This window comes from Microbacterium sp. cf046 (genome assembly GCF_900114345.1).
Classification (GTDB): domain Bacteria; phylum Actinomycetota; class Actinomycetes; order Actinomycetales; family Microbacteriaceae; genus Microbacterium.
Genome location: NZ_FOZJ01000003.1, coordinates 458,018 through 479,316, shown reverse-complemented (window position 1 = coordinate 479,316; position 21,299 = coordinate 458,018). Strand labels below are relative to the sequence as shown.

General features: G+C 68.5%; 20 protein-coding genes and 1 tRNA gene. 6 read left to right on the top strand and 15 right to left on the bottom strand.

What is annotated here, in order from left to right:
* Positions 1 to 2: 2 nt before the first annotated feature.
* The 8 genes from BM349_RS14665 to BM349_RS14630 form a co-directional block, all read right to left on the bottom strand.
* Positions 3 to 1,295, bottom strand: coding sequence for an APC family permease (locus tag BM349_RS14665; RefSeq protein ID WP_091709375.1), 1,293 nt, complete (start codon positions 1,293 to 1,295; stop codon positions 3 to 5).
* 25 nt (positions 1,296 to 1,320) lie between these two features.
* Entirely contained in the window at positions 1,321 to 2,676 is a 1,356-nt protein-coding gene (locus tag BM349_RS14660; protein ID WP_091707691.1) for a M20/M25/M40 family metallo-hydrolase, read from the bottom strand.
* 61 nt (positions 2,677 to 2,737) lie between these two features.
* Positions 2,738 to 4,189 carry an SLC13 family permease gene (locus tag BM349_RS14655; RefSeq protein WP_091707689.1) on the bottom strand — a complete coding sequence of 484 codons (1,452 nt, stop codon included), beginning with the start codon at positions 4,187 to 4,189 and terminating at the stop codon, positions 2,738 to 2,740.
* Between the two features lie 522 nt (positions 4,190 to 4,711).
* Positions 4,712 to 5,962 carry a TolB-like translocation protein gene (locus BM349_RS14650; RefSeq protein ID WP_175525320.1) on the bottom strand — a complete coding sequence of 417 codons (1,251 nt, stop codon included), beginning with the start codon at positions 5,960 to 5,962 and terminating at the stop codon, positions 4,712 to 4,714.
* A 165-nt stretch (positions 5,963 to 6,127) separates the two neighbouring features.
* Complete coding sequence (locus BM349_RS14645; protein ID WP_091707683.1) at positions 6,128 to 6,730, bottom strand: DUF998 domain-containing protein; 603 nt, start codon at positions 6,728 to 6,730, stop codon at positions 6,128 to 6,130.
* 198 nt (positions 6,731 to 6,928) lie between these two features.
* Positions 6,929 to 7,001, bottom strand: a tRNA-Arg gene (locus tag BM349_RS14640).
* Between the two features lie 67 nt (positions 7,002 to 7,068).
* Positions 7,069 to 7,470: an MmcQ/YjbR family DNA-binding protein gene (locus tag BM349_RS14635; RefSeq protein WP_091707682.1), complete on the bottom strand. Its 402-nt coding sequence runs from the start codon at positions 7,468 to 7,470 to the stop codon at positions 7,069 to 7,071.
* 10 nt (positions 7,471 to 7,480) lie between these two features.
* Complete coding sequence (locus BM349_RS14630; RefSeq protein ID WP_254773925.1) at positions 7,481 to 8,095, bottom strand: asparagine synthase; 615 nt, start codon at positions 8,093 to 8,095, stop codon at positions 7,481 to 7,483.
* Positions 8,096 to 8,194: 99 nt separating this feature from the next.
* Between BM349_RS14630 and BM349_RS14625 the strand changes: the two genes are divergently transcribed.
* Positions 8,195 to 9,034 carry an SDR family NAD(P)-dependent oxidoreductase gene (locus BM349_RS14625; protein ID WP_091707678.1) on the top strand — a complete coding sequence of 280 codons (840 nt, stop codon included), beginning with the start codon at positions 8,195 to 8,197 and terminating at the stop codon, positions 9,032 to 9,034.
* A 40-nt stretch (positions 9,035 to 9,074) separates the two neighbouring features.
* On the opposite strand, the gene BM349_RS14620 is transcribed toward BM349_RS14625, so the two are convergent.
* Positions 9,075 to 10,172 (bottom strand): fatty acid desaturase family protein, encoded by a 1,098-nt coding sequence (locus BM349_RS14620; protein WP_254773924.1) that lies wholly within the window; start codon positions 10,170 to 10,172, stop codon positions 9,075 to 9,077.
* 361 nt (positions 10,173 to 10,533) lie between these two features.
* Here BM349_RS14620 and BM349_RS14615 point away from each other — a divergent pair, with 361 nt between their 5' ends.
* Positions 10,534 to 12,060, top strand: coding sequence for a DEAD/DEAH box helicase (locus BM349_RS14615; RefSeq protein WP_091707675.1), 1,527 nt, complete (start codon positions 10,534 to 10,536; stop codon positions 12,058 to 12,060).
* Positions 12,061 to 12,124: 64 nt separating this feature from the next.
* Here BM349_RS14615 and BM349_RS14610 read toward each other — a convergent pair whose 3' ends face one another.
* Entirely contained in the window at positions 12,125 to 12,538 is a 414-nt protein-coding gene (locus tag BM349_RS14610; RefSeq protein ID WP_091707672.1) for a DUF5684 domain-containing protein, read from the bottom strand.
* Between the two features lie 41 nt (positions 12,539 to 12,579).
* Positions 12,580 to 13,011, bottom strand: coding sequence for a YdeI/OmpD-associated family protein (locus tag BM349_RS14605; RefSeq protein WP_091707670.1), 432 nt, complete (start codon positions 13,009 to 13,011; stop codon positions 12,580 to 12,582).
* Between the two features lie 117 nt (positions 13,012 to 13,128).
* On the opposite strand from BM349_RS14605, the gene BM349_RS14600 reads away from it, so the two are divergent.
* The 3 genes from BM349_RS14600 to BM349_RS14590 all read left to right on the top strand — a co-directional run bounded on the left by BM349_RS14600 (position 13,129) and on the right by BM349_RS14590 (position 14,519).
* A complete protein-coding gene (locus tag BM349_RS14600; RefSeq protein WP_091707668.1) occupies positions 13,129 to 13,326 on the top strand; it encodes a hypothetical protein in 198 nt (65 codons plus the stop codon).
* A 186-nt stretch (positions 13,327 to 13,512) separates the two neighbouring features.
* Positions 13,513 to 13,932, top strand: coding sequence for a DUF4383 domain-containing protein (locus BM349_RS14595; protein WP_091707666.1), 420 nt, complete (start codon positions 13,513 to 13,515; stop codon positions 13,930 to 13,932).
* Between the two features lie 35 nt (positions 13,933 to 13,967).
* Complete coding sequence (locus tag BM349_RS14590) at positions 13,968 to 14,519, top strand: hypothetical protein (RefSeq protein WP_139230938.1); 552 nt, start codon at positions 13,968 to 13,970, stop codon at positions 14,517 to 14,519.
* A 178-nt stretch (positions 14,520 to 14,697) separates the two neighbouring features.
* On the opposite strand, the gene BM349_RS14585 is transcribed toward BM349_RS14590, so the two are convergent.
* The 4 genes from BM349_RS14585 to BM349_RS14570 all read right to left on the bottom strand — a co-directional run bounded on the left by BM349_RS14585 (position 14,698) and on the right by BM349_RS14570 (position 19,969).
* Positions 14,698 to 15,642, bottom strand: a complete 945-nt coding sequence (locus BM349_RS14585; protein WP_091707662.1) for an aldose 1-epimerase family protein — start codon at positions 15,640 to 15,642, stop codon at positions 14,698 to 14,700.
* Positions 15,643 to 15,665: 23 nt separating this feature from the next.
* Complete coding sequence (gene araA / locus BM349_RS14580; RefSeq protein WP_091709373.1) at positions 15,666 to 17,177, bottom strand: L-arabinose isomerase; 1,512 nt, start codon at positions 17,175 to 17,177, stop codon at positions 15,666 to 15,668.
* A gap of 43 nt (positions 17,178 to 17,220) precedes the next feature.
* Positions 17,221 to 18,840, bottom strand: a complete 1,620-nt coding sequence (locus tag BM349_RS14575; RefSeq protein ID WP_091707659.1) for a xylulokinase — start codon at positions 18,838 to 18,840, stop codon at positions 17,221 to 17,223.
* Between the two features lie 106 nt (positions 18,841 to 18,946).
* Entirely contained in the window at positions 18,947 to 19,969 is a 1,023-nt protein-coding gene (locus BM349_RS14570; RefSeq protein ID WP_091707656.1) for a LacI family DNA-binding transcriptional regulator, read from the bottom strand.
* A gap of 276 nt (positions 19,970 to 20,245) precedes the next feature.
* Between BM349_RS14570 and BM349_RS14565 the strand changes: the two genes are divergently transcribed.
* Entirely contained in the window at positions 20,246 to 21,232 is a 987-nt protein-coding gene (locus BM349_RS14565) for an ABC transporter substrate-binding protein (RefSeq protein WP_091707653.1), read from the top strand.
* Positions 21,233 to 21,299: the final 67 nt, after the last annotated feature.

The following is a 21,299-nucleotide window of genomic DNA, read 5'->3' as shown; positions in this document are numbered from 1 at the left end:
GCTCAGGGCGAGCTCCGTTGCCCGCGCCTGGCCGCCGCCTTCCACCCGAAATCCAAGATCACCGCGATCGCGATGATCGCGACGAGCGCGATCGCGGTGGCCGGCTCGTCGACGAGCGTCGTCGTGCAGAACACGACGAAGGTGCCGAGTGTCGCCACCAGGCCGATCACGAGGACGATCACGCTCGCTCCGGTCTTCGTGAAGAGCCGGAGATGCGCGACCGAGACCGCCGAGAACACGAGCAGGGCCACCGCGCTGCCGATGGAAGCGATCTTGTTCAGGTCGAATCCGATCACGAGGACGGTGGCCAACGCCGCCATGACGATCAGGCCGACCGGGAATCGGCCCACCGACCGACCGAAGACCGGAGGGAACTGCCCCACCGACGCGAGATGAGCCGACATCCCGATCGACGGGTAGAGACCGGCATTCACCGCACCCGTCGTGGAGAACAGCGCCGTGATCACCATGAGGACGTACCCGGCCTGACCGAGCGTGGGCTTGGCGGCCTCCGCCAGCGCTGTGGTGCCGTATTCGACCACCTGATCTGCGGTGAGGGTGCCGAAGACGCCGAGCGACACTGCCACGTAGATCGTCGTGGCGATCGCGAGCGCGAAGTAGATGGCCTTGGGCAGCTGTCGTGCCGGATTCGGGAGATCCTTCGCGGTGAACGTGATGACGCCGAACCCGAGGAAGGCGAAGAACGTGAGTGCGACGCTCGCGATGATCTCCTGAACGCCGGGATAGCCCGCGGGTGAGAGGAGGCTGAGATCCCAGTTGGCGATCGTGACGACGGCGAACACCACGAGGATCACCAGCACGATGACCACGATGACGGACTGCACTCGGGCGACGGCAGTCGACCCGATCGTGTTCAACCCCGACATCACGAGGATGAGGGCGACTGCGAACACCTTCGCCCAGACCGCGTCGTTCTGGGTGAGCACGGCGCTGGCGTAGCCGCCGAAGGACGTGGCGATCATCGCGACGACGATCGACCCCGCCGTGAAGAAGAGCCACGAGCCGATGCCGGCGAGGTGCCCCTCACCGAAACCACGCGACAGGAACGTGAGGATGCCGCCCCCCGACGGGTAGGTCGCTCCGAGTTTCGCGAATGAATACCCCTGGAGGGCGGCGATGATGCCGGCAATGAGGAACGAGACCCAGACCGCGGAACCCGCCACCGCACCGGCTGCGCCCAGGAGGGCGAAGATGCCGGCACCGACCATGGACCCGACGCCGATGAAGGTCGCCTGCAGCACCGTCATGCTCTTCACGGGCTGAGGTGCGGACATCGCAGCCTCCCTCTCGGTCATCCGATCAGTGACCTACGGCCTCGGCGAGGTTGCGGATGAAGAGCGTCTGGGCGACGATCATCCGCTCGATCTCGGCGGGGTCGACTGATTCGTCGGAGGCGTGGATGCGGGACTGCGCGGTGTCTTCAGCCCCCCAGAGCAGGATCGCCGCATCGGGCGAGACCTTCTTCAAGGAGGCCACGAGCGGGATGGACGCACCGCTGCCGATGTTCTCGACGGGCGCGCCGTACGCCTCTTCGAGCGCTGCCTCCGCCGCGACGATGGCGGGGTGCGAGGCATCGACCGCGAACGCGTGTCCGACTTTGACCTTCGCGACATCCACTTCGCAGTTCCACGGCCGCTGCGCGCGCAGGTGCGCCATCAGCGCCTCGAGCTGCGCGTCGCCGTCAGCACCGGGAACGATCCGCATCGAGAGCTTCGCGGTCACTTCAGGAAGGAGCACATTCGACGCCTCTGCGACGTTCGGCAGGTCCATCCCCAGCACGGTCACGGATGGCTTGGCCCAGATCCGATCGGAGAGCGAACCGGTTCCGAGGAAATCCACGCCGGGAAGGATCGCCGATCCCTCTCGGTAGACAGCCTCGTCCATGTCTGCGCCGTCCCACTGGGAACTGTCGACCCCGGCGATCGCCGTGTCTCCGTTCTCGTCGTGCAGCGTGTCGAGGATGCGGATCATCGCGGTCAGCGCGTCCGGGGCGGCGCCGCCGAACATGCCCGAGTGCACCGGGTTGGCGAGGGTGCGCACCGTCACCGTGCAGGCGACGTCGCCTCGGAGCGCGGTGGTCAGACCGGGGCGGCCGACGCGCTGCGGTCCGATATCAGCGATGACGTACGCATCGGCCTTGAAGAGGTCGGGGTTGGCTTCGACGAAGGCCTCGAGGTGCGAGATCGTCTCCTCCTCGCCCTCCACGAGGATCTTCAGGTTGCATGGCCGATCGGCGCCGAGGATCTTCAGCGTGCCGTAGTGGATCACAAGACCGGACTTGTCATCCGCGGCTCCCCGACCGTAGATCCGGCCATCGTCCTTGGTCACCGGCTCGAACGGCTCGCTGGACCAGTTCTGACTCTCAGGCGCCGGCTGGACGTCGTAGTGCGCGTACAGGAGCACCGTCGGCGAGCCCTCCGGACCGGGAATGTCCGCATAGACGCATGGGTAGCCGTCCGGGACGTCGAGAAGCTTCACCCCGACGACACCGGCCGCCTCGAAGAGGTCGACGACCGCCGCCCCCATGTCGTGCACCGGCGCCGGGTCGAATCCCGGGAAGGCGATCGATGGGATGCGCACGAGTGCGTCGAGCCTCTGGAGGACATCCGGCATCAGTCCGGCCGCGGAGTCCTTGAGGTCTGTGGAGTCGGTCATGATTCCCCTTCTCTTGACGTTCGCAATGTCGGTGACGCGTTCGCACGAGTCGGGCGTTGCCTCATGCGGGAATGAGGAGTTGAACCAGCAGCCCCGCCACCACGACCGCAACCCACGACACGAGCATCGGGATCGTGAACGAGTGCCAGATCGGAACCTGCGTCAGCTTTGTCGACCCGGTGAGGTCGGTCTCGACGGCCGCGATCTGCGAGCCGTTCGCCGGGAACAGCCACACGCCGACGAGCGAGGGCCACATCGCAACGACGACGCCCGGCGCGAGACCTGCCGCCAACGCGATGGGAATCAGCGTGTTGGTGGTGGCGGACTGGCTGGTCGTGAGACCCGCCACGATGAAGAGTGCGACGGCCAGCCAGAGCGGGTTGTTCTTGATCAACTCGCCGAGCGGCTCGATGATCGTCTCCTCGTTCGCGGAGATGAAGGTGTCGGCCATCCATGCGATGCCGAACAGTGCCACCGCCGCGGTGAAGCCGGCTCGGAGCAGGGGCTGCTCCACGACGACAGCCGGCTTGACTCGGCGCACCAGGATGATGACGAGGGCCGCCGAGAACATGACCATCTCGATGATCGTCGTCATCCCGATCGGCTCGAGATCACCGTTCTCGTCGGGGAACGCCGGTCGCAGCCCGGGGAACAGTCCGAGCAGCACGATGAGGAACGTACCGGCGACGAAGATCAGCGCCGCGGTCTTTCCGCCCTTCGGTACGGGGTGCTCGATCATGACCGGCTTCGCGACCCGAGCGGCAGGGTCATCCGAGCTGCTGCCTTCCGCCGAGGGGGTCGTCGCTGCGGAGTCGACGGAACCGGCCGCGCCCACCATCGCGGCGTACTTGGCCTTGAGCACCTCGGGAACCTCGACTGTTCCCTCCTCGACCCGCTTCAGGAACTTCGGGTCGTCGAGCAGGTCTTTGCCGATGCGCTGCTGGACGAAGGAAGCCACGATGCAGGCCACGATGGCGGCCGGAATCGTGATGAGCAGGATCTGCGGAAGGCCGTAACCGGTGCCCTCCATCAGCACGAGGAACGCCGCCATGGCCGCCGACACCGGGCTCGAGGTGATACCCAGCGCTGAGGTGACCGTGGATGCTGCCAGAGCCCGCTCAGGGCGCTGGCCGTTGCGGTACGCCGTCTCGTAGATGACGGGAATCAGTGCGAGGTAGATGTTCGACGTCCCCGCGAGCAGCGTGAAGACGAACGCCACCAGAGGGGCGACGTAGGTGAGCCGCTTCGGGTTCCGCTGGATGATCTTGGACGCGATCGAGACGAGGTAGTCGATGCCGCCCGCCGCCTGCATCGCGGAAGACGCGGTGATCACCGCGATGATGATGAAGAAGGCGTCCACTGGGATCGACCCGGGGGGAAGGTGGAAGGCGAACACCAGAACCACGGTGCCGACGACCCCCCAGAGGCCGAGACCAAGGCCACCGGTCCGCACGCCCATTACGATCGCGCCGATCACGACCGCCCCTTGAAGAGCGACGATGAAGTACTCCATGACTAGCCCTCCCCGACGGCGAAGTGCCCGAATGGTGCGTAGGATCCGCGGTGGCCGCCTTGCGGGGCAGTGCGCGACCGGCATGATCGAACGTCGAGGGGAACCCATTCAGGCGCCGTCATGGCGTGTGGCCCGGCGACCATTGAACCGACTGACTTCCCCGCGCGCGCCCAGAGGCGCGTGCTCGTCCGAGACGGTGCTGTCGACATTGACGCAACCATGGTCACCGCTCCACTTGGCGAGAATCGAGCTCGATATCGCTGACTATACGACCGTTCAGTCGCCCTAGCGAGAGGTTCCGCCCGACCGAGCACATCGGGCGATGCCCCAGCGCGTCGCGCGAGAGTTCGGCGCATCAAACCCGTGTCGGTTTTACGGGAGTACGGGCTTCACCGCGCGCTGCCCGCGGCGTTCACGACGGTGAGCTCGAGACCGCGATTGATGATCGTGTCCATCCTGCACCGCTCGACGTTTCGGCCGCCGTCAGCCCGACAGTGAGCGTGGACCCACGCAGACGCGAGTTCATCGACTCCAGCTTTGGAAGTCATTCTGCGGGATGCTGGTGGCCGGGCCGGCGGCAGGGCCCTCCCACAGAATGCTGGCTGCCGTGCCGTCGACGGGCACAGTGAGCAATGCGGAGCTGGCCGGACCACCGGCTTCCGACAGCTCCCAGCCGACGAAGCGCAGGGCAGCGCTGTCCGGCGACCAGCTGACGGTGGCGGGGAGCCAGTGTCGGGTCCCTCCACCTTCCTTGGTCTCGATTGGGGCGAGCACCGTCTGCGTTCCGGCCGGTCCCAGCGGATCATCGTCGCCCACCGTCACGATGATGGCCTCGTCCTTCTCGCCGTCGGTGAAGGTTTCGCCATAACTGAAGACCAGCGGAGCGCCTCCGCCACCTTGGAAGACGATCCGCCTCCCGTCCGGTGACCACACCGGACCGATCCCACGATTGTGCGCGTAATCCTCGACGAGAACGCGCCGGTCTGTGCCGTCGGCGTCCATCAGCAGCAGCTCGAAGTGGTCGGTCAGTCCGACGCGCCCATCGATTCGTCGCTCCACGGCGAGCGAGCCGCCGTCCGGCGACGCGCTGAGGGCAACGGCCCCCCAGCTGTCGTCCAGCGTGCGGGTCTCATCGTCGGCGATCGAGTAGACCTCGATCCCGTTCCTGGCTGCCATGTACAGCTGGGAGCTGTCGGCCGACCATTCGATGTCGGTCGCCGACAGCCCTCGCAAACGGCGGACCTCTCTCGTCTCAGCGCTGAATGCCCAGACCTCGAGGGCGGCTGGGTAGGCCCATGTGTGCGAACTCGCGCCCGATCCGACACCGAACGCAACCCACCGGCCGTCGGGCGACCAGATCGGGCATGGCTGCTGACGCAACCCGTCGAGCGGGATCACCTCGGAGGTCGAGACCTCACCGTCCGCCGTGAGTTCGGAGATCACCAGAGCCCCATCCTGCGGCAATTGCTGCCCGTAGCCGCCTTCGCCGGAAGCGAGACGGGCGCCGTCGAGAGAGAACGCGGGGCACACCTGACCGTGGGACGCTCCGTCGGCTTCGAGAACCAGGTGCGGAGCGGAACCTGCGATGACGAAGTAGATCTCCTCTTCCGGCCCATACGTGTTGTACGCGACCCAGCCTCCGCCCGCGACGTACGTCGGACCTGGGCCACGTGTGGGGTCCGAGTCGGACGGCCGATCTTCACCGGGGGAAGCCGTGGGCAGACAGCCGGTGTTCGCTCCGACCAGGACGAGCCAAACGCCGACAGGGGCCAACCGAGCGCCGGCACCTCGCCAAGTCGCGCGGATATCGCATTGACCACTCATCGTCGGCTCCAATTCTGGAATCGTTCTACTGAGGATCGGTATCAGGCCGATATCGCGCCGTGCCGTTCACGGGTAGAGCCGCAAAGCGCCGACTGCGTGGCCGATGCTGGCCCGTCACATCGCGGACAGCACGCCGACAGCGGCGAGCACCACCCAGGCCAAGTAGGCGAGGAGGCAGAACCTGTCCGGCCATCCGATCCGGATCTCAGGCGAGCCGCCGTGCCCGTGAGCAGGACGGAGGGCCATGAGGAACCACACCAGACCGGCGAACGGGACGACGGATGCGATCGCCAGTGTCCAGCCGAGTACGGGCGCCACCCCGATCCCCGCCAACAGCGCGGCGGGGGGAAAGCCGGCGAGCAACGCGCCACCCATCACCGTGTGCGCCCTGCCCACCGGCGTGGCGTCCGCGCGGGTAGTCATGATCGGGTCGGCGTCGAGGAACGCGGCGCCGAGCGCGCCCAGCGCGACGGTCGCCAGGCCGATCGTCCACGCGCCACCGAACTGCCACAAGGCGACGCACGTCGCCGCGAGGCCGATGGTCATCGTGACGAACGCGAGACGCATGACCCACCCGTATCGCCCGAGCGAGTACTCGCTGATCATCCGCCATGACGGGTCGTACTCCGGCTCGAGGCGATGAAGGATCGCGATCAGCCCCACCGTGATCCCCCCGGCGATGAGCGCGGTGATGGCAGCGATGACTGCGACGCTCAACGTCGGACAGCCCCACGTTCAGCGATCACGAGCATCCCCTCCGCGGCAACCCTACGGGACGCCCAGGGACCGGATCCGCGCGCAACGCGTGGGCGGGATGTGGATCACCGCCACGCAGCTTGTCCCGAACCAGGAAGCCCAGCAACGAAAAAAGGGCCGATAACCGACCCTTTTCCCATTCACTGTCTCAACACAGTGTGCGCCCGAAGAGACTCGAACTCCCAACCTTCTGATCCGTAGTCAGATGCTCTATCCATTGAGCTACGGGCGCATGGTCGCTCCTGCGAGCAAACCAGCGTCCAGAATACCCCACGCCGGTGCTCGCGCCGAATCGAGGCTCATTCGACGACCGGAACGACGGGATCGGCATCCAGTGCGCGAAGCTGGCGAACGAGCGCGACACGGCGATACGACGCGTCGAGCAGCTCCTCGACGAGATCCCACGGGCCGGATGCGGAGTCCACGCTGATCGCAAGCCACCCGTAGGCGCCCTCGTACGGCGGCACGAAGACGTCGTCGCGCTCCAGGAGGGCGTCGCGCTCGAGCGGATCGGGGATGAACACGATCGCACCCTGGTCGTAGACGCCGACCAGGGCGAACTGCCGTTTGCCGGCCCTGAAGGTGCAGCGGCCGTGCGAGATCACCTCGGCGGCCTCCGGGTACCGCATGCACAGCGCCCGCACTCGCTCGACCAACGGGTGGTCGGCAGGGAACATCATCGGGTGCGGTTCGGGCTCCATGCGCGCGTGGTCACATCGGCTCGGCTTCAGTCCGCGACTCGGCCGCGCGCTCGTCCTGCTCGGCGGCCTGCAGCGCCTCGCCCTCGGCGAGCCTGCGCCGGTGCGCGGAGAGCTTCGGCAGATCCACGAGCCGCAGGGCCTGCATGCGCGCGCCGCGCATCGTGTCGTAATCGGGGTCCACGTCCGCTCGCATGCCCTCGACGCGAAGCCGTCGCTGCAGGTTGGCTTCGACATCGCCCCACGCGGCATCCCGCGCCTGGTCGACGAGATCGCTGACCGCCTCGGCGTCGGCCGCCCGATTGCGCAGCTCCTTGGCGACTCCGCGATACTGCCGCTCGCGCTTGCGCAGGTTGCGCATGTCGCGGTCGCGGTAGTCGTGTGTTCCGTCGGAGTCGGTGAACTTCCCCCAGGCGTGCTTGCGCTGCTTGCGAGCGAGCGCGGCAGCCTCCTCCTGCTCCTCGGCGAGCGCGATCAGGGTCGCCTGCGCGAAGGGCGTGACCTCCGCCGTGTCGAACGACTCGTCGTGCGCGATCGTCTCGACCAGGATGTGGTTGCGCACGGCAAGTCGCGCCGCCGCGGATGCGATCGAGACACCCTCGGCGACGGCATCCGAGGTCTTCCCCATCCGCCTACCTTCCCTGCTACGAGGCTACCGTCCGCGGGCCGCCCGCGAGTCGGCGAGAATCGTACGACGGCGACGGTGCGGAGGAACGACGTGGGCAGGATGCAGCGGCTCGATGTGCGCGGGAAGACGAGCGTCATCACCGGAGCGGCGAGCGGGATGGGCGCCGAGATCGCACGCGAACTCGCCCGCCGCGGGGCTCGACTCGCGCTGATCGATCGCAACGCGGACGGACTGGCGACGCTCACGGCCGACCTCGTCGGAGCCGGTCACACGACGCACTCGGTCGACCTGACCGACGACGTCGCGGTCTTCGAGCTCGCGTCCGAGATCGAGGCCGCCCACCCGCACGTGCAGACCCTGATCACCTGCGCCGGATCGTCGATGCTCGGGGACATCTCCCAGGTCACGATGGAGGAGATGCGCTGGCTGATGGACGTCAACCTCTGGGGCACCGTGAACATCACCCAGGCCCTCCTGCCGGCCATGCGGCGCGAACGTGCCGCGCACATCACCCACCTCGTCAGCATCTACGGGCTCGCGGCGCCGGCCGGCCGAATCCCCTACGCGATGAGCAAGTTCGCGGTCCGCGGGTTCACGGAGTCGCTCCGCCACGAGCTCGAGCGATCGAGCGTCACGGTCGGGGCGGTCTACCCCGCCGGAGTGAAGACCGGGATCATCCTGCACGGGCGCTACGCGGCCGCGATCGATCCCGCGGTCGCCCAGCGGGCCGCGGCGGCGCAGGCGCAGATGTACCACACCGAGCCGGCCGATGCCGCGAAGCGGATCGTCGAGGCGACGCTGCGGCGCAAGACGCGGACGATGGTCGGACGCGAGGCGCGCCTGGTCGACATCCTGACCCGACTGACGCCGACGCACTACTGGGGGCCGATGCGGCGTCCCCTGCGCGAGGCGATAGACACGACGACGCCGATCGCGTAGCTGCGATCGGCGTCGGTGGTGCGCCTTCGGGCGCGAGTGGTCAGATGCCCTTGGTGCGGAACTTCGAGACGATGCCGCACTCGAACGGGTCGCGCGCGGCGAGCCCGACCTCGTTGAGGTAGCGGATGACGATGCCGTAGGACTTGAGCAGCGTGGTCTCCGCGTAGGGCACGTCGAGCGTCTTGCAGTAGTCCTTGACGATCTCGCGCGCCTGCGCGAGGTGGACACGCGGCATGCTCGGGAACAGGTGGTGCTCGATCTGGTAGTTGAGCCCGCCCATGAGCCAGGTGGCCCACCATCCGCCGGAGACGTTGCGCGACGTGCGGACCTGCTTGGTGAAGAAGTCGAGTTTCGCGTCGGGGTCGATGATCGGCATGCCCTTGTGGTTGGGCGCGAACGCCGCACCCATGTAGATGCCGAAGACGGCCATCTGCACACCGAGGAAGGCGAAGGCCATGCCCAGCGGGAGGAACAGGAAGATCGGGGTGAGCAGGAGGGCGAAGCGCAGCGCGATCAGGCCCAGTTCGAGCCAGCGGCCCTTGATCGGCTGACGGAAATCGAGCAGGTGGCGCAGGCCGATGTAGTGGAGGTTCAGGCCTTCGAGGGTCAGCAGCGGAAAGAAGAGCCAGCCCTGACGACGCGTGATGAAGCCCATCGGTCCACTGACCTGGGCGGCATCGGTCTCGAGGAACCGGATGGTGTCGACCTCGATGTCGGGGTCCTTGCCGACGCGGTTCGGGTTGGCGTGGTGGCGCGTGTGCTTCGAGCTCCACCAGTCGCGGCTCATGCCGACGATGCCGTTGCCGATGATCAGCGCGACGCGGTCGTTCATCTTGCCTGACGCGAAGATGGTGCGGTGCGCGGCCTCGTGCGAGAGGAAGGCGACCTGCGTGAACAGGATGCCGAGGGCGGCGGCGATCAGGAGCTGGAACCAGCTGTCACCCAACAGGATGAATCCGGTGATCGCTCCGCCGAAGCCGATGACGATCGCGGTGGCGACGAGGGCGTAGAACCAGCGCGCCCGCTCCAGGAGGCCGGTCTCGCGGATGACCTGCGACAGATTCGTGTACGCCTGCGTGATCGGCGGGAAGCTGTCCTTGCGCGCATACGTCTGGCGTACGGCACCGAGGGTGGACACGGGTGCGGAGACTGTAGTGATTGCGACACCTGCCTGATCGGGGCATCCCACGGGGAAGGGACGGGCGAAAGAGAAAGGCGGGTGCCGATCGCTTGTGCCCACACTACGGGGTGGCGCATGCATGCTCGGGAATGTGATAGCACTCTCACCAGGTGTCGGGCGGATACCCAGGCTGGGGCCGCACAGCCGACGCCCAACCTGACGTGCTAGCGTTTGACGTGGCGGGTCCCACCGCCCAGCGTCGTTGTCACGCTTCGCGGCCTTCTCGCCGCGGCTCTTTTCATACGGCGAACCGATGCGCGAACCCGCGCCGTCGCCCTCTCAACGCCCATCTTGCGGCGTGCCATCCGAAAGCATCCCTATGCCTACCTTCCTTGACCTCGGCGTGCCCGCGCCGCTGGCCAACGTCCTCGCCCGCGACGGCAAGACCGAGGCCTTCCCCATCCAGCGCGACACGCTGCCCGACTCGCTCGCGGGTCACGACGTGCTCGGCCGCGGCCGCACCGGCAGCGGAAAGACCATCGCGTTCGCACTCCCCCTCGTTGCGCGCCTGTCCGGGGCGTTCGCCTCGGGCCGCACCACCGGTCGCCCCCGTGGCCTGGTGCTCGCACCGACCCGCGAGCTCGCGACTCAGATCGCCGCGACGATCCAGCCGCTCGCGGCGGCATCCGGTCTCACCGTCACGACCGTGTTCGGCGGCGTCAGCCAGAAGCCGCAGGAGACGGCGCTGCGCTCCGGCGTCGACATCGTCGTGGCCTGCCCCGGCCGCCTCGAGGACCTCATGAAGCAGGGGGTCGTGCGCCTCGACCGCGTGGAGATCACGGTCCTCGACGAGGCCGACCACATGGCCGACCTCGGCTTCCTCCCCGGCGTGACGCGCATCCTCGCGGCCACGCCGCAGGGCGGTCAGCGGATGCTGTTCAGCGCGACACTCGACCGCGGCGTCGACGGGCTGGTCCGCAAGTTCCTGCGCGACGAGGTGCGCCACGAGATCGACGACCAGAGCGTGCCGCAGGGCGAGATGACCCACCGCGTCTTCATGGTCAGCGACGAGAACAAGTCCGACCTGGTCAAGCACCTCGCGTCCGGTCGCGGCCGCCGCATCCTCTTCACGCGCACCAAGCACCAGGCCAAGAAGCTCGCGAAGGTGCTCACCGCGGCCGGCATCCCGTCCGTCGACCTGCACGGCAACCTCTCGCAGGCGGCCCGTGAGCGCAACCTCGCCGCGTTCAGCGCCGATCCCGCCAAGGGCGGAGTGCGCGTGCTGGTGGCGACCGACGTCGCCGCGCGCGGCGTCCACGTCGACGAGGTAGAGCTCGTCGTGCATGTCGACCCCCCGATGGAGCACAAGGCGTACCTGCACCGCTCGGGCCGCACGGCTCGGGCCGGCGCCGCCGGCACCGTGGTCACGGTCACCATCCCCTCGCAGCGGCGTGACGTCGCCGACCTCCTGCGCAAGGCGGGCATCACCGCTCCGCTCGAGCAGGTCGGGGCCGAGTCCGCACCGATCACCGAGCTCGTCGGCGAGCGCGCCGAGTATGTGAAGCCCGCACCCGTGCAGGCACCGCAGCAGCAGCGCGCGTCCAAGCCCAAGTCGTCCGGTCAGGGCAACGGCCGGGGCGGTCAGGGCGGCGGGCGCGGTCAGGGCAACGGGCGCGGCGGAAACGCGGGCTCGAACCCGCAGAGCCAGGGGCGCAACGCGTCGGGCTCCGCGCAGGGCCGCGACCGCAGCGCCTCCGGCGCGGGCACTGCTCGTCCGGTCTACTCGACCGGTACCGGCCAGCCCTCGCAGGCCGCGTACACGCCGCGCGCCGGCGGATCGGCTCGTCCCACCGGGTCGCGTCGCGCACAGCACAGCGGCACGCGCTCCGGCGCTCCCCGCGGCTGAGTCACAGCATCCGACAGAACGGCCCGAGGCGACTGCCCCGGGCCGTTCGGCATTTCTGCGCCGATCAGGCCTTGACCGGCTTGGTGTACTTCGCGTCGCCCAGGCCGAGCATGAGGTAGCCGACGAACGCGATGAGCCAGAGCAGGAAGAACGACCATGCTCCGCCCTTGCCGAACGTCGCGCCGACCTTGATCGCGACGATGATCGAGAAGACGATGTTCACGATCGGGATCAGGTACAGCAGCGCCATCCAGCCCGAGTAGCCGGCGATCTTCACGAGGATCACGATGTTCACGATCGGGATCAGGGCGAGGATGCCGGGCCACCCCGCCTTCGCGAAGACGAGCCACATCGCGAGCGCGATCAGCAGGTACCAGAGGAGCCCGATGACGCCGGTCCAGATGTTGAACAGAGACGTGTTCACCGCGTTGGTCACCGGCGTGACGTCGGCGAGGAGGATGCTGAGGGCGAGGTTCATGCCGCTCATACTAGGGGCGCGCGACGACGACGCCCAGGGCCCTAGGAAAGCTTCTCGACGACCGCCGCGACGCGCCGCGCGCGCGTCTCGGTGGCCTTGGCTCCTTCGACGCTCGTGACGTGGGCCTTCTGGTGACTCGGTGCGAGCTTGTCGAACGACTCGCGCAGTCCTGCGTCCGCCAGTGCCGCGGCGAGGTCGTCGGGAACCTCGACCGTGCGCGGCTCGGTGTCGAGGGTCAGGTCGACCGTGATCGTCTCGCCGCCCTGCAGACCGGTGGCGGCCCGCTTGTCGGAGCTGAACGAGATGAGGAACCGGCCGGCCATCGGCGCGATCGCGCTGCGGTACGAAAAGTCGTCGTTGACCGTCACGTTCACGAGCGGGCGCTTGCCTCCGCCGAGCTGCTCGAGCACCTCGGGCGGCACGTCGATCCCTGTGTTGTTGCCGACGCGGAAGAGTGTCGTCTCGAATCGCATGTCTGAGAGTTTCGCACACCGACGCCTAGCAACCCGATGGCTCCCGCGCAAGCCCCCCGCGCGTGAGGGGAGGTGGACGTAACGTCATCGCAGTCACCTTCACGAAAGGAGCGCAACATGGGAATCATGGATGACGCCAAGGAAACGGCAGACACCGCAGGGCGCAAGATCAAGGACAAGTGGGAGGACACCACTGACGCCTTCGGCGACAAGGTCGACGAAGTGAAAGCGGACGCCGACGTGAAGAAGGCAGAAGCCGAACGTGACTCGGTCCAGACGCGCAACGATCTCAAAGAGAAGATGCGCGACAGCTGATCGCACCCTGATCCGTCCCCGGCGCCTGGCCGCGGGCATACGTACGGAGGGCCTCGGAGAATACTCCGGGGCCTTTCGTCGTCCCTGCCCCCGACCGGATCCGTGGGTGCGGCCCAAACCATTCCGCCGCCGTCTCCGAAGACCTTGCAGACGCGGCACCGGCCGCGCACAAACAGGAGGTCGCACATGCGCTCGTCACCGAACCGCCTCGTCGCCACGATCTTCGGCGCGGTCTACATCCTCGTCGGACTTCTCGGCTTCGCCGTCACCGGCGGGGTCGGATTCCTCGCCACGGAGGGAGGGCTGCTGCTGGGGATCTTCATGGTGAACCCGCTGCACAACATCGCCCACCTCCTGATCGGCGCCGCACTGCTCATCGCAGGACTCGCGTCGGCCCGCGCGGCCAAGACCGTCAACATCATCGTCGGAGCGACCTATCTTCTGCTCGGTATCGTCGGCTTCTTCCTCGTCGGCACCGCGCTGAACATCCTCGCTCTGAACACGTTCGACCACTTCCTGCACCTCGCGAGCGCACTCGTGCTCCTGGGCGTCGGACTCGCGGCCGAACGCGGAGTCAGCTCCAACCTGTCAAGCCGCACGGCCTGACAGCAGAGCGACCGAAACGAGCCGAGATGGACACCATGACAGCACCACGAGCGACGGAGGTCGGCGCCCAGGGGGGCATCGCCGCAGCGCCGTCGTGGCCCGCTCTTGCAGCGTGGGGTGCAGGTCTGGTCCAGCTCGCGCTCGGCGCCGGCGCGATCACAGGGGACGGAGGGCCGGCCATTCGGATGGCCGGCATCCTCCTCCTCGTGGTCGGCGCCGCCGCAATCGGCTGGGGAGCCGTGGCGCTCGCCCGAGGACGCATCGTCGTCCCTCGGGCGGGCGTCGCCGGCTCCCTGGCCGTCATCCTCATCTCCGTCGCGGCGATGGCGCTGGATCCGACCCGGGTCAGCGTGTTCGCCGTGGCGGCATCGCTCGTGCTGTCGATCGCGACGGCCCTCGGGTGCGCGCTCGCGCTGCGCGCCGCGGCGCGCGCGTCACGGACGAAGGATGCCGGGGCTCGGCGAGTCGTCGGACTCGTCGTCGGCGCCTTCCTGGTGGCCGCACTGGTGACTCCCGCGCTCGCCGCGACCGAAGCCGGTCAGCACGCCGTGCCGCACGGCGAGATGGTCGAGCCCGGGCACCACTGAGCGAACCCCGGTCGTCGAGCGAGCGAAGTGAGAAGAGCCCGGCCACCACTGAGCGAACCCTCGGTCGTCGAGCGAGCGAAGCGAGACGAGCCCGCACACCACCGAGCGAACCCCGGTCGTTGAGCGAGCGAAGCGAGACGAAACGCCCGGGCACCACCGAGCCGAATCGCTGGACCGCTTACTGGATCGCGGAGATGCGCCAGGATGCCGCGCTCGACGCCCCCGGCTCGAGCACGATCAGACCCGCGTCGTAGTCGTAGGCGTCGGCGTTGAACGCATCCGGCGCGCACGTCATGGGCTCGACCGCGAGCCCGGTGCGGTGACCCGGCTTGCCCACCCCCTTGTCGGAGGTGTGCACCTGCACCCACGGGCACGCTCCGCCCCACGCCATCTCGACGCCCGAACCTGCGGCGTCCGTCACCCGGACGACCGCGAATCCCTCTGCATCGCGCGTGAGCGACGTGTACGCGTGATCGAGCTCGACCGTGCGGATCTGCCGGGCCGTCCGGAAGTCGAACCGGTCGGGGTCGTCGGCATCCACCGCGCGCAGCCCGATCGGGCTCAGGCGGTCGGGGGTGACGGCGAGCACGTCCGCGGCCGGCAGCTCGAGGGTCCAGTCGTCGACGTGACCGGGCCCGGCCACGAGATACGGGTGCGGGCCGGTGCCCCAGGGGGCGGTATCCGGACTCTCGTTGGTCGCGGTGACCGTCTGAGTGAGGCCGTCCGCATCGAGCGCGAACGTGGTCTCGATGAGGATCCGCCACGGGTAGCCCGTCTGCGGCTCGATCGCGGCGGCCAGGGTGACGTGGCTCGGTCCCTTGTCGATCGCCTCGTAGTCGAGCCAGCTCCCGAGCCCATGCAGGGCGTGGTGGCGGGCCGGTTCGGTGAGGGCGACCTGACGCTCGACACCCGCGAAGGTGTACCGGCCGTCGACCACGCGGTTGGGCCAGGGCGCCAGCGTCGCTCCGCGGTACGACGGGCGGACCTCGTCCGCGTCGAACGGCACGGTGAGGTCGCGGCCGTCGAACGTGAGGGAGCGGAGGGTGGCCCCCACGCTCGCGATGACGGCTTCGTAGTCGCCCGCGCGCAGCGCGTGCTGGGTACCGGAGAGAAGTGTGCGCATAGGAGAGGAGTGCCCCGGGAGGGTCAGAAGCCCTGGGCCAGTCGATAGTATGCCTGGTTCCAGCGCAGCTCGCTCTGGAAGCCGCGGACCGTGGTCGTCTCGTCGATCACGACGAGTTCGGTCTTCGCGATCTCGGCGAAGTCGCGGAACACCTCGATGCCGACCGCGGTGGTCATGACCGTGTGGTGGGCCGCACCGGCCGCGAGCCAGCACGCGGCGCTCGTGGCGAAGTCGGGCGCGGGCTTCCAGACGGCGCGGCCGACCGGGAGCTTGGGCAGGTCGGGCGCATCCACGTTCTCGACGACGTTCGCGACCAGGCGGAACCTGTCGCGCATGTCGCTCATGGCGACGACCAGCGCGGGGCCGGGGTCGGCGGTGAACACGAGGCGCACCGGGTCGTCCTTGCCGCCGATGCCGAGCGCGTGCACTTCGAGCCGGGGCTTCGCGGTCGTGAGCGACGGCGAGACCTCGAGCATGTGCGCACCGAGGATGCGTTCGCTTCCGGGCACGAGGTCGTACGTGTAGTCCTCCATCAGGCTCGCACCGCCGGGCAGGCCCGCACCCATAACGTTCGCGACCCGCACCAGGATCGCGGTCTTCCAGTCGCCCTCGGCGCCGAACCCGTAGCCCTCGGCCATCAGCCGCTGCACCGCGAGACCGGGCAGCTGCTTCAGCGCGCCGAGGTCTTCGAAGCTCGTCGTGAAGGCGCCGAATCCGCCCTCCTCGAGGAATGAGCGCAGACCCAGCTCGATCGCGGCGCCGTCGCGCAGCGACTGGTGCCGGGCGCCGCCCGCGCGCAACTCGTCGGCGACGTCGTAGAGCTCCTCGTACTCGGCGACCAGGGCATCGACATCGGCCTCGGATGCGGCATCCACCGCCTCGACGAGCTCGTTCACGCCCCACGTGTTCACCTGCACGCCGAAGCGCAGCTCGGCCTCGGTCTTGTCCCCCTCGGTGACGGCGACGTAGCGCATGTTGTCGCCGAAGCGGGCGAGCTTGAGGGTGCGGGATGCCGTCCACCCGGCGGCCGCGCGCTGCCAGTCCTCGACCTGCTGGAGCACGGTCGGATTCGACACGTGACCGACGACGGTCTTGCGGGCGACGCCGAGGCGGGTCTGGATGTACCCGAACTCGCGGTCGCCGTGCGCGGCCTGGTTGAGGTTCATGAAGTCGAAGTCGATGTCGGCCCAGGGCAGCTCGACGTTGGCCTGCGTGTGCAGGTGCAGGAGCGGCTTCTGCAGCGCATCCAGCCCGGCGATCCACATCTTGGCGGGGCTGAAGGTGTGCATCCAGGCGATCACGCCGATGACGTCGTCGCGCGCGTTCACCTCGAGGGCGAGGCGGCGGATGCTGTCGGAATCCTTCAGCACCGGCTTCCACACGACCTTGACCGGCAGTGCGCCGAGGCCGTCTGCGACCGCCTGCGACTGCTCCGCGACCTGGCGCAGCGTCTCTTCGCCGTACAGGTTCTGGCTGCCCGTGACGAACCAGACCTCGTAGCCGTCGAGCGTGGTGGGAAGGGGGGTGCGGGTCATGCCGGTTCCTTTCATTCGGTCATCGAGCGAGGGTGCTTCGCGCTCAACGATCGGGGCTCAGCTGTGCGACGGCCGCCGCTTCGACGGCGAGGCCGTCGCGGTAGCGGTCCAGGTACGCCGAGAAGCCGGCGACGTCGTCGACGCGGGGTTCGACGACGTCGATCTCGGCGTCCGCGAAGACGTGATCGTTCAGGTAGGCCGACAGATCGGTGTCGGCTGCATGCGAGAGGTAGGACGCGAGCACCGCGATCCCCCACGCCCCGCCCTCCGACGCCGTCGATCCGACCGCGACCGGGGCATCCAGGGCCCCGGCGAGGAATCGCTGCGCGACGCCCGCGGTGCGGAACATGCCTCCGTGGGCGAACATGCGGTCGATCTCGACGCCCTCCGCCTCCAGCACACGCATTCCGAGGCTCAGGGTGGCGAAGACGCCGTAGAGCTGAGCGCGCATGAAGTTCGCGAGCGTGAGGCTGCTGTCGGGCGTGCGCACGAAGAGCGGACGCCCCTCTTCGAGTCCCGCGATCGGCTCTCCGGCGAGGTGGTTGTAGGCGAGCAGTCCTCCGGCATCCGCTTCGCCTTCGAGTGCCTCCCGAAGCAGCACGTCGAACACGGCATCGGAGTCGATCGGCGTCCCGGCGGCCTCCGCGAACCTGCCGAACATGGCCGCCCAGGCGGCGAGCTCGCTCGCGCCGTTGTTGCAGTGCACCATCGCGACGAGGTCGCCGGCGGGTGTCGTGACCAGATCGAGTTCGTGGTGCACGCGCTCCAGTGGGCGCTCGAGCACGACCATCGCGAAGATGCTCGTGCCGGCGCTCACGTTCCCGGTGCGCGGGGCGACCGCATTCGTCGCGACCATGCCGGTGCCGGCGTCGCCCTCGGGCGGACAGAACGGGATGCCGGGGCGCAGTGCGCCGGACGGGTCGAGCAGAGCCACCCCTTCGGTGGTCAGCGCGCCGGCCGGCGCGCCGGCCGGGAGAACATCGGGAAGCAGATCGCGCAGCTGCAGGCCGGGCGCACTTCCTGCGACGAGCGCATCGAAGCGGCTCAGCAGCTCCGCGTCGTAGTCCTTGGTCGCCGGGTCGATCGGGAACATCCCCGACGCGTCGCCGATGCCGAGCGCCTTGCGGCCGGTGAGCTTCTCGTGCACATAGCCGGCCAGCGTCGTGACGTGTCGCACGTGGCGGAGGTGCGGCTCGTCATCGAGCACCGCCTGGTGCAAGTGGGCCACAGACCACCGCAGCGGGATGTTCGTGCCGAGCAGCTCGGTCAGCTCCGTCGCAGCCGGGCCGGTCGTCGTGTTCCGCCAGGTGCGGAACGGCACCAGCAGCTCGTCGTCGGCGTCGAATGCGAGGTAGCCGTGCATCATCGCCGAGACGCCGATCGCGCCGACGGTCTCGAGGCGCACGTCGTACCGGCGCTCGACGTCGGCGATCAGCTCGCCGTACGCCGATCGGATGCCGGCCCAGACGTCATCGAGCGAGTAGGTCCAGACCCTGTCGACGAACCGGTTCTCCCACGCATGGCTGCCGACCGCGAGCACTGCGGCGCCGTCGTCCGAGATCAGACACGCCTTGATGCGCGTCGAGCCCAGCTCGATGCCCAGCGACGTCCGTCCGGCGAGGATCGCCTCCCGGCCGGCGCTGCCGGCGGTGGAACTGTTCACGGTTGTCTCCTCGTCGAGTGACGTGTCCGGATTATGTTACCGGTAACATGCCTGTGCTGCCAACCCGGCCTGCTTCCGCGCGGAGGCAGTGGCCTCACGCGCACGTTCAGCCCGATGCGCGCGGGCGCGGCGCCGACGATGCACGCGGAATCAGCAGGGGCGCGGTGGGCGCGTCGGATGCCGCGGGCCGTTCGATGCCCAGCACCTCGGCGATGCAGTGCGCAGCCTCCCCCGCCACGTCGAGGCGCACGGTCGTGAGCGCTGGGCGGTAGTACGCGGCATCCGGATTGTCGTCGACCCCGACCACGCTCAGATCCGCGGGAACGGCGACACCGGCATCGGCGAGCCCGGCGATCACACCGAGCGCCATCTGATCGTTCGCGACGAACAGCGCCGTCGGTCCGTCGCCGGATCGGACCGCCCGGGCGATGTCGCTCGATACGGCCAGACCGGATGCCGCACTCCAGTCCCCGCGCCACACGCTCGCCGGCGTGAGCGACCGCGCGGCGAGCGCCGCCTCGAATCCTTCGGCTCGAGCGACCGCCTCGAGCCAGTCCTCCGGCCCCGCGAGATGGCCGATCCGCGAATGGCCGAGCTCGGCCAGATGGGCGACCGCGATCTCGGCGGCCTCCCGCTGCACGGCGGACGAGTCCGGCCCGTGCAGCGCGACCACCGCGAGCCCGAGCCGGGCTCCCTCGATCGCCGAGAGCGTGCGCGCGTGCGGTGCGACCACGACGATGCCGTCCACACCCTGCGCGGAGAGGTGGCGAGCAGCCTCGACGACCGACTCCGCATCGCCCGCGTCCGCATACGCCGCCGTGACCCAGCGACCCGCCGCGCGGGCTGCGGCCTCAAGTGCCAGGATGCCCACCGCCGGTCCGTACATGCTCGCGTCGGAAGCCAGGATGCCGATCGTGCGCGTGCGGCTGGTGCCGAGCGCGCGTGCCGCGTTGTTCACCCGGTAGTCCAGCGCCACCATCGCATCGAGCACGCGCTGGCGCGTCTCATCGCGGATTCCCGGGTGGTCGTTGATCACCCGGGACACGGTCTGCGTCGACACTCCCGCGGCGCGGGCCACCTCACGGACGCCGACCCGACCGGTCGGGCGTGCCGGCGACGGTTCGCTCATGCGCCCAGGCTAGTGGTCGCCCGACAGGTGACGGCACCGCCCGGCCCGTCGGCGGCCTATCGGATCGCCGAATGTGATCGCTCACGTCTTCCGCACCTCTCTCGATGACGCCCGTCCGTGCGAACGACAGTCAGGGGGGTCGCGTTACAGAAATGTTACCGCTAACATCTTGCGCAGGACCAGAATGTGAAGGCTAACATTCAGTCACACCGCGGACCGGATCCGCGGAGACAGTTGCCGGCAGTGCTGCCGGAACCCGAACGAGGAGGTTTGGTCATGAACAAGAAGATTCTCGGTGGCGGCGCCCTGCTGGCTGCGCTGGCGCTGGTCGTCACCGGATGCGCCGGCACCAGCGGCGACAGCGGTGACAGCGGGGGTGGAACCGACGACGGACCGATCAGCGTCGGCTTCGCGCAGACGGGCTCGGAGTCGGGATGGCGCAGTGCGAACACCGAGTCCATGAAGACGGCGTTCTCGGAGGAGAACGGCTTCGATCTCACGTTCAACGCGGCCGACAACGACCCGGCCGCACAGATCGCCGCAGTGCGGAGCTTCATCAACCAGGGTGTCGATGCGATCGTGATCGCACCCATCGTCGAGGACGGCTGGGACGATGTCCTCCAAGAAGCAGCGGATGCCGGCATCCCGGTGATCCTCGAGGATCGCACGGTCACCTCTTCCGACGAGCTGTTCGCGAGCTGGGTCGGCCTCGACTTCAAGAAGGAAGGCGTCACCGCCGGCGAGTGGGCGGCCGAGACGTTCGGCGACACGCCCACGAACATGGTCGTGCTCGAGGGCACGACAGGATCGGCCCCCGCCAACGATCGCGCCGAGGGCTTCGCCGAGGCGATCGAGGGCACCGCCATCACGACGCTCGACTCGCAGACGGGCAACTTCACGCGGGCCGACGGCAAGACCGTGATGGAGGGCTTCCTGCAGAAGTACGGCTCGGACATCGACCTGCTCTACGCCCACAATGACGACATGGCGCTCGGCGCCATCGACGCGATCGAAGCGGCCGGCCTGGTTCCGGGCGTCGACATCAAGATCGTCTCGATCGACGCGGTCAAAGACGGCATGCAGGCGCTCGTCGACGGCAAGATCAACTACATCGTCGAGTGCAACCCCCTGCTGGGCGAGCTCGCAGCCGGGCTCGTGACCGATGTGCTGGCCGGCACCGACGTCGACAAGGCCTACTACGTCGAGGACCAGTCCTTCACGCAGGAGCAGGCCGCCGAGGTCATCGACTCGCGCCTGTACTGATCGATCTGCCCGACCACAGGCCGATGATCGCGCCGGGAACCGCACGCACGGTTCCCGGCGCGATCCA

Coding starts and splice junctions, on each gene's coding strand:
- BM349_RS14665 (WP_091709375.1), bottom strand. CDS start 1,295: ATGTCCGCACCTCAGCCCGTGAAGAGCATGACGGTGCTGCAGGCGACC.
- BM349_RS14660 (WP_091707691.1), bottom strand. CDS start 2,676: ATGACCGACTCCACAGACCTCAAGGACTCCGCGGCCGGACTGATGCCG.
- BM349_RS14655 (WP_091707689.1), bottom strand. CDS start 4,189: ATGGAGTACTTCATCGTCGCTCTTCAAGGGGCGGTCGTGATCGGCGCG.
- BM349_RS14635 (WP_091707682.1), bottom strand. CDS start 7,470: ATGGAGCCCGAACCGCACCCGATGATGTTCCCTGCCGACCACCCGTTG.
- BM349_RS14630 (WP_254773925.1), bottom strand. CDS start 8,095: ATGGGGAAGACCTCGGATGCCGTCGCCGAGGGTGTCTCGATCGCATCC.
- BM349_RS14625 (WP_091707678.1), top strand. CDS start 8,195: ATGCAGCGGCTCGATGTGCGCGGGAAGACGAGCGTCATCACCGGAGCG.
- BM349_RS14615 (WP_091707675.1), top strand. CDS start 10,534: ATGCCTACCTTCCTTGACCTCGGCGTGCCCGCGCCGCTGGCCAACGTC.
- BM349_RS14610 (WP_091707672.1), bottom strand. CDS start 12,538: ATGAACCTCGCCCTCAGCATCCTCCTCGCCGACGTCACGCCGGTGACC.
- BM349_RS14605 (WP_091707670.1), bottom strand. CDS start 13,011: ATGCGATTCGAGACGACACTCTTCCGCGTCGGCAACAACACAGGGATC.
- BM349_RS14600 (WP_091707668.1), top strand. CDS start 13,129: ATGGGAATCATGGATGACGCCAAGGAAACGGCAGACACCGCAGGGCGC.
- BM349_RS14595 (WP_091707666.1), top strand. CDS start 13,513: ATGCGCTCGTCACCGAACCGCCTCGTCGCCACGATCTTCGGCGCGGTC.
- BM349_RS14590 (WP_139230938.1), top strand. CDS start 13,968: ATGACAGCACCACGAGCGACGGAGGTCGGCGCCCAGGGGGGCATCGCC.
- BM349_RS14585 (WP_091707662.1), bottom strand. CDS start 15,642: ATGCGCACACTTCTCTCCGGTACCCAGCACGCGCTGCGCGCGGGCGAC.
- araA (WP_091709373.1), bottom strand. CDS start 17,177: ATGACCCGCACCCCCCTTCCCACCACGCTCGACGGCTACGAGGTCTGG.
- BM349_RS14570 (WP_091707656.1), bottom strand. CDS start 19,969: ATGAGCGAACCGTCGCCGGCACGCCCGACCGGTCGGGTCGGCGTCCGT.
- BM349_RS14565 (WP_091707653.1), top strand. CDS start 20,246: ATGAACAAGAAGATTCTCGGTGGCGGCGCCCTGCTGGCTGCGCTGGCG.